This window comes from Chitinophaga sp., from assembly GCF_036569125.1.
Lineage (GTDB): Bacteria > Bacteroidota > Bacteroidia > Chitinophagales > Chitinophagaceae > Chitinophaga.
The window spans coordinates 1-6,900 of the sequence record NZ_DATCRF010000366.1 but is presented as its reverse complement, the minus strand read 5'-3'; the positions used below and the strand labels follow the sequence as shown (position 1 = coordinate 6,900).

Annotated in this window: 6 protein-coding genes and 1 pseudogene; 1 reads left to right on the top strand and 6 read right to left on the bottom strand. The window is 49.1% G+C overall.

The genetic code is table 11. The features are described from left to right. Positions 1-313 (bottom strand): carboxypeptidase-like regulatory domain-containing protein (locus VIM87_RS13720; RefSeq protein WP_331997541.1); only part of this gene is annotated, 313 nt, incomplete at its 3' end. Positions 314-489: 176 nt separating this feature from the next. Between VIM87_RS13720 and VIM87_RS13715 the strand changes: the two genes are divergently transcribed. Beyond that, on the top strand, positions 490-924 hold the full coding sequence (locus tag VIM87_RS13715; protein ID WP_331997540.1) for a hypothetical protein: 435 nt from the start codon (positions 490-492) through the stop codon (positions 922-924). Positions 925-983: 59 nt separating this feature from the next. On the opposite strand, the gene VIM87_RS13710 is transcribed toward VIM87_RS13715, so the two are convergent. The 5 genes and pseudogenes from VIM87_RS13710 to VIM87_RS13690 form a co-directional block, all read right to left on the bottom strand. Next, entirely contained in the window at positions 984-2,360 is a 1,377-nt protein-coding gene (locus VIM87_RS13710; RefSeq protein WP_331997539.1) for a Gfo/Idh/MocA family protein, read from the bottom strand. A gap of 5 nt (positions 2,361-2,365) precedes the next feature. Then, positions 2,366-3,472 (bottom strand): DUF5009 domain-containing protein, encoded by a 1,107-nt coding sequence (locus tag VIM87_RS13705; protein ID WP_331997538.1) that lies wholly within the window; start codon positions 3,470-3,472, stop codon positions 2,366-2,368. Positions 3,473-3,477: 5 nt separating this feature from the next. Beyond that, positions 3,478-4,332, bottom strand: coding sequence for a PKD domain-containing protein (locus VIM87_RS13700; RefSeq protein ID WP_331997537.1), 855 nt, complete (start codon positions 4,330-4,332; stop codon positions 3,478-3,480). Between the two features lie 19 nt (positions 4,333-4,351). Next, on the bottom strand, positions 4,352-5,866 hold the full coding sequence (locus VIM87_RS13695) for a RagB/SusD family nutrient uptake outer membrane protein (RefSeq protein ID WP_331997536.1): 1,515 nt from the start codon (positions 5,864-5,866) through the stop codon (positions 4,352-4,354). A gap of 17 nt (positions 5,867-5,883) precedes the next feature. Next, positions 5,884-6,900 (bottom strand): annotated as a pseudogene (locus tag VIM87_RS13690) (SusC/RagA family TonB-linked outer membrane protein); the annotation flags it as partial.

The window sequence follows — 6,900 nt, the reverse complement described above, 5'->3', positions numbered from 1 at the left end:
GGAAGGTTGTGCTGGCTTGTTTATCGGCTTCCACCGTTACAGATTGCTGTATGGTGTTAAACCCGATCAGCGATACCACCAGCTCATAGGTTCCGGGCTGCACATCGCGTAGTATAAATTCGCCTTTCTCATTGGTGACCGCATATTTTTTGGTGCCCTTTAACAGTACAGTAACGGATGGCGCAGCATTACCGTCGCTGGTTACTACGGTGCCTTTAATGCTGCCGCGTGGTATCTCCTCCGCGTTCACGTTCATATAAGACAATACCAATCCCATTACAAATAGTAGATATTTGTTTAGAAGTCCTTTCATCTGTAATTTATTTGGATGCAAAGGTTGTCATGATAAAACGCAGCTGGTAATCGAAGCGGGAAAAGTATTTATGCAATGCGGAAAAAGAACGGGGCTGTAATTAAACAAAAAACTAAATGAAGGCTTATCTTAGCGCATCCAGGGCTGCAGGTTAGCATAAAGGCCTTAAATTGATTATGACCACGTTTAAAAGAATACTGGTACTCATTGCTTATATAATCATAACCGGTTATCTCTACGAGTTTTCCATTGACAAGATAATAAACCAAAGCACCTCCATCAGGTATTACAGCACAGAGATCGGAGGAAGTACGCTGAAAGATCTGATCCTGGTGCTGATCTATTGCCTGGTAACCTTTTTTACGGCCATACAGGCCTTCCGCGCATTAAAAGAAAGCCGCTGGTGGCCGTTGATCATCATCCTGGCGCTGGATGCTGCTGCATTACCGCTAAGCATGCTGCTGGTGGTGATGAAGGGCCTTTTCTGGAAGATGGGTATGATGAATATAAGCAGCCTGCTGGACCCCATTATATTGATCATTATATGCTCCCTTATAAATGCGTTGTATTTTCTGCCCTATCAGATGATCGTAAAAAGAAAAAGAGTATAATAAAAAACCCTCCGGCTTTTCCGGAGGGCTTGTAAATACTGCTTCTCTGTATAAAACACTCAATATTCTCCATCCAGCGCAAAAATGGGTTTGCGGTTCATCCATTTCCCGCGCGTAAAGTCCGGGATATACTGCACCTGGCCGCCTTCTGATACGGACTGCTCGCTCAGCGGGGTAATGGCATACCAGGTAGCCAGGTCATATACATCCAGCGCATACGGTGTGCCGCGTTTAATGCTTTCCACAAAGGAATTGATCACAAACCAGTCCATGCCGCCATGGCCGGCGCCTGCAGTGTCGGCGGAGTAGCGCTTCCACAGCGGGTGGTCATACTTAGCCATGTAGCTGTTAGCATCGGATTCATCACCGGCCTTGTCCCAGGTATGCGGTTTGCTTTTACCTTCTACGTACACGGATTGTACATCATCCATCCACAAGCCATTGGTGCCCTGCACGCGGAAGTTCAGCGAGTAGGGGCGGGGGGAGTTGGTATCGTGCGACAGCATAATGGTTTCCCCGTTATTGGTTTTTATCAGCGAGGTTACAATATCGCCCAGCTTAAATTCCACCTTTGCATTGGGATGGTTTTCGCCGCCATGATCTACTATGTACTTATGCAGCCCGCGTGATTTGGTAGCCATAGAGGTAATGCTCATCAGGCGGTTGCCGCGGTTAATGTTGATCATGTTGGCCACAGGTCCCAGGCCGTGCGTGGGATACAGGTCGCCATTGCGGTGTACGGAGTGGTTGGTTCTCCATTTGGCTTCTGATAATGCGTTCTCGCCAAACTCCACACCACCACCGTAATATTGTTTGCCGTTGTTGAATTTCACTTCGCGCAGATCGTGCTGGTAACCGCCCTGCAGGTGAATAAGCTCACCAAACAGGCCCTGGCGCACCATATTCAGTACCGCCATCACATCCCTGCGGTAACATACATTCTCCATCCCGAACAGGGGTACGCCGGTTGCTTCGCTGGTGTTCACCAGCTCCCAGCACTCCTGTATGTCAGATGCGCCGCAAACTTCCACGGCAGGCGTTTTACCGGCCTTCATGGCAGCTACGGCCTGTATGGTATGCCATTCCCAGGGGGTGGCTATAATTACAGCGTCAATATCGTCACGTTTCAGCAGGTTATGAAAATCTTCCGGGCCATTGGTATACTCTGCTACCTTTTTAGCGCCGTAGGCTTTGCTGATCAGGTTCCGCGCTTTGGGAATGGTGTACTGCGTATCCGGGTCTGCAATGGCTATTACCTCTACATCACTGCGATGCAGGCAAAGCTCTAAATGCCCCAGCCCGCGGGCGCCTACGCCTATGAGGCCCATTCTTACCTTAGCCTTTTTTTCTGAAGCTATCAGCTGTGCCGGTGTTTGTAACAGGGAAAAACCTACCCCTGCTACGGCGGTGTTCCGTAAAAAGTCTCTGCGTTTCATAACGATTATAATTTGAAGAATATCTTTTTCTGGTATAACCAGTAACAAATATACCATTCCAAAGCCCATACTGCAAATGCAGATAATACAGCCTGTATGGCCGGTGTGATATGCAGCCAGCCTGTAAAACCGGTTACGAAAATAGCTACAACGCCGTTCAGCCACTGTGCGCCTACTGTTTCAAAAAGCAGGTAAATGAAAATGGAGTTCATGCCTATCACTACGGCGACCCAGGTGCCACGCGGATGGTCTTTTACATCTATCCACCAATATACCGCGGCCAGTATCAGCGTAACCCAGCCTAAGGAGGCCAGCACAAAACCGCCGGTGCTGATGCGTTTAATGATGGGCGAAAGACCGGAAAGGTCCGCGCCAAAACCCAGCGCCAGCGCAATAATACCCGCTATTACCAATGCCTTTATTTTAACAGCGCTGCTATAGCTGCTCATTAACAGCTTACCGGCCGTTACGCCTAAAATGGTATGTGCCGCTGTGGGAATACAGTTGATGGCTACCCAGCCGTCAGGGTTTATTTTACCCATCAGCAAGGTATCCATATAGGCGCCAAAGTTATGGCCCTGCACAAAAGGCTGGTCAAAACCGGGCACCAGTATGCTGCGGTACAGCACATCATTCAGTATCACCATGCCCAATGCCACTGCTATCTGCACCTTAAAAGAGCGGCCTATCAGGAAATAGGCCACCAGGGTGGTGAATGATAGCTGCGTAAGCACATTCCACAGCTCCCATACTAACCGTCCTGCATATACGCAATGCAGGCCGGTACCGAAAAGGAACAGCTTCAGGCTGCGAATGGCAATGTGCCGGAAGTTATCTTGTTCAGAAACACCTTTGGCACGCTTGCGTGTTACGGCAATGTACATGGCAGTACCAGCCATAAACATAAATGAAGGCTGCACCAGGTCCCAGAAACGGAGGCCGTGCCAGGGATGGTGAAAGAACTGTGTAATGAGCATATCAAACAGCCCGCCTATATGCAGCTCGTGTAACGATTCGTATACCCGGCAGCTTTCGCCGGCCAGCAGCAGCATAATAATGCCGCGCATCACATCCAGCGACAGTAACCTGCCATTAGCTTTTAGTTCAGTCATAGGGTTTATTCAAAGTTAACCTGAATAGCGGCTGCACCGGCGCCGGGAATGCGGCCTAAGCCGGCCGACCAGTCGCCTTTGGTGGCCATAATGCCCATTTTAAATGCCGTGGTAGCTGCCAGGCCTTTCAATTTACTGCGGGAAATGCGCATTTCAAACTTAAATGTGTTGCCATCCTGCGCTTTATATCCTACGTTGTAAAATTCCGTAGCACCGGTAGGGTCCCAGGAAAATTCATTGGGTGCGCCTTTATGGTTAAAGGCATCCAGCCAGTTGCCCAGCACTGTGCCTTCCAGCAATACGTCGAACCCTGCGCCTGCAAAGTCGGTTACAAAACCGGTGCTGGCGTCGTTATCCGTATCCAGGTAAAAATCGTAGATGTCGGCATTGGCTTCTTTGGAGTTCACTTCCACCAGCATGTACACGTACGATGCATCATAGTCAATGGTGAGCTTTTTAAAGTACGTTTCACCGGCAGCCGGGGTAATCACATAATCCGTTACCGTAGCCCAGTCGGCAAAGCTGTTATCATCCAGCTTCACAGGCGATGTTTTGGCAATGTAGATCACCGTTGATCCTTCCGCTACCTTTCCGTTGTTATCGGTAGCATATAAAGTAGGCACATACTTGCCTTTATCGGGATAGGTGTGTACCGGGCTGGCTTCTGTAGAAGTTGCCCCGTCGCCAAAATCCCATTTATAAGATACGGCGCCGGTGGTGGTATTGGTGAAGGTAACGGTCTTGTCCTGGATGGCTACCGTATACACGATATCCGCTGCAGGTGCGGTTTCATCTTTCTTACAACCCACTGCTATTGCAGCTAACAGCAGGCCGGTATATATATGTTTGCTGATTTGCATAATAAATACGGATTAATGATTAAGGATTTTGCTGGCACAGCTTGTTGGTCTGTATCTCATCGATCGGTATAAAATATATAATGCGGTTAGCATCCGGTTTTATGATCATGTTGGCATAACCGCCGGGCGCTGCCGCCAGGTTTATGTCAGATTCTTTTAAACCGGGCAGGTGATAACCCCAGTAGGTGCGGTTCATGTTCCGTTTATTACGGTACACATCAAAGTTGCGGTGCCCTTCAAAGGCCAGCTCTATACGCCGCTCCTTCAACACCACATCCAGCGCGGTTTTGCCGGCAGGCAGCACTTTGTTGTACAAGGCATTCTGCAAACCGCGGTTCTTGCGGATCATGTCCACGTTATCCAGCGCTTCGGCAGTATTTCCTTTTTTAGCAGCTGCTTCCGCCTTGTTCAGGTACATTTCCGCCAGGCGGAAGAGGATAGGGGAGCTAAGCGTAGGGCTGCCCTCCTGGAAAGAGAACTTGCTGATGTAATACGTTTCAATGCCATTCTTCTTCTGCAAACTGCCATCGGGGTTCTTGGCCGGTACTATATAAGACCAGCGTATATCTTCCGGATGTTCTGCCATGGTATCCCGCAGGGATTGGGAGGCAAATTCCTCGCCCCAGCCGGAATTACCGTCAGAATAGATCATAGAAGCAATGGAGCCTCCTTTACCATAATCATCCACCTTTGTAAAGGCAGCGCAGAAAATGGTCTCCCTGCCCGCCATGGCATTGGCGAACAGCTGCGGGAAAGTGGCGGCTGTTTCCAGGGAAAAGCGGTTGGAGTTTATCACCTTATCGGCATAAAAAGTAGTGCTGTCATTATTCTCTTTGTACAGGTAGGCCCTTGATAACAGCGCCCAGGCAGCTTCTTTGGAGCCGAACTGTACCCCGCGCGGCTGGTTCATCAGCTCTGCGCCTTTTGCTGCATCGGCTACTATGGCGTTGTATACTTCTGCAACCGTTGCGCGGGCCTTTAATGCTTCGTCGCTGGTAGAGGTGCGCAGGATAATGCCCTGGCCGGAAGGGTTCTGTGTATAAGGCCTTGCAAACAAACGCACCAGGTTAAAGTGGCAGAATGCGCGCAGGAAATAACATTCGCCTATCAGCTGTTTAATGCCTTCATCCGGGTTGGCTATCTTTTCTGCAGATTCTATTACCGTGTTGGCATCGTTAATGATCTTGTAAGAGATATACCAGAAGTAACGGCTATTCGTTTGTGTAGGCGTATGATCCAGTGAAAAGCTGTAGTACAGGGGATCCGTAGTGGTTTGTGCACACACAATATCATCAGAAGCAAAATCGCTGAGCTGAAAATACTGGCGCAGGTACATGTTGTTAAGGTCTGTTGTACCATTGAACTCTGTATGATCTTTGAATAATGCGTAAGCACCGTTCACCGCCTGCTGCAAACCTGCTTTGGTGGCGGTTAGTGAGCCGGTGTTCAATGCATCGCTTGGATTTACATCCTTCAGACAGCCGGCTATCAGCAGCGGCAAACCCAATATAAGGAGTATGAATTTTGTACGCATGATCTTAAATTTTTTTCCTAGAACCGGATGTTAATATTTAACAGGTACTGGCGATTATTGGGATACTTAAAGTCAGACACGCCGGGCATTACATAGCTGCCCGTGGCAATGGTGGTGGATGGATCCTGCCCCAGGAACTTCGTGAACGTATATACGTTATCGGCAGTCAGGGAAAGGGTTACATCATCCAGCTTCAGAGGGCTGGTCCATATTTTAGGCAGCGTGTACGACAGTGATATGTTACGGATGGCAAAGAAACTGCCGTCTTTCAGGTAACGGGTAGAGGTTTCTGTGGCATTCGCATTATTCTGCGGGCTGGGCTCCGTAGCATTATCCCCGGGTTTGGTCCAGGTGCTGTAACCATCCGGCAGCACTATCTGGTTGTAATAAGGCTCAATACCATCGTTCATTACAAAGCGCAGCGCATTGCTGAACACTTTGTTGCCGGAAAGGAAATAAGCATTTACGCTCAGCGCAATGTTCCTGTACTTCCATTGGGAGTTAATACCACCCTGGAATTTAGGCAGGGCCGATCCTACTTCCTGGTAAGTGGCGCTGGCGTAGTCGGAGGTAGCTTCGCGGGAGGTTTCCTTTCCATCAGCATCCCGGTGTATCACTTCCCATTGCGGCGCGCCGGTTTGTGCATTTACGCCTAACCATTTAGGCATGTAAAACTCATACAGGTTGCCGCCGTTACGGTAGATCTGTGAAATGCTCCAGGTAGGCTGTGTGCGCGTAATATCGCTGGGCAGCTTTTGCAGCTTGTTGGAGTTGAAGCTGATGTTAAAATCCGTGTTCCACTCAAAGTCGCGGGTTTTAATATTCACACTGCTTAAGCCCAGCTCAATGCCTTTGTTCACAATTTCACCGGAGTTTTCCCAGCGTTGCTCAAAGCCAATGGAAAGCGGCTGGGATACCTGCAGCAGCAGGTTTTTGGTAATGTTATTATATACATCCACCGTAAGGTTCACGCGTTTGAACAGGCCTATATCCACACCGGCATTCAGCTGGTGCTTGCTTTCCCAGGTAAGGTT

Coding starts and splice junctions, on each gene's coding strand:
- VIM87_RS13715 (WP_331997540.1), top strand. CDS start 490: ATGACCACGTTTAAAAGAATACTGGTACTCATTGCTTATATAATCATA.
- VIM87_RS13710 (WP_331997539.1), bottom strand. CDS start 2,360: ATGAAACGCAGAGACTTTTTACGGAACACCGCCGTAGCAGGGGTAGGT.
- VIM87_RS13705 (WP_331997538.1), bottom strand. CDS start 3,472: ATGACTGAACTAAAAGCTAATGGCAGGTTACTGTCGCTGGATGTGATG.
- VIM87_RS13700 (WP_331997537.1), bottom strand. CDS start 4,332: ATGCAAATCAGCAAACATATATATACCGGCCTGCTGTTAGCTGCAATA.
- VIM87_RS13695 (WP_331997536.1), bottom strand. CDS start 5,866: ATGCGTACAAAATTCATACTCCTTATATTGGGTTTGCCGCTGCTGATA.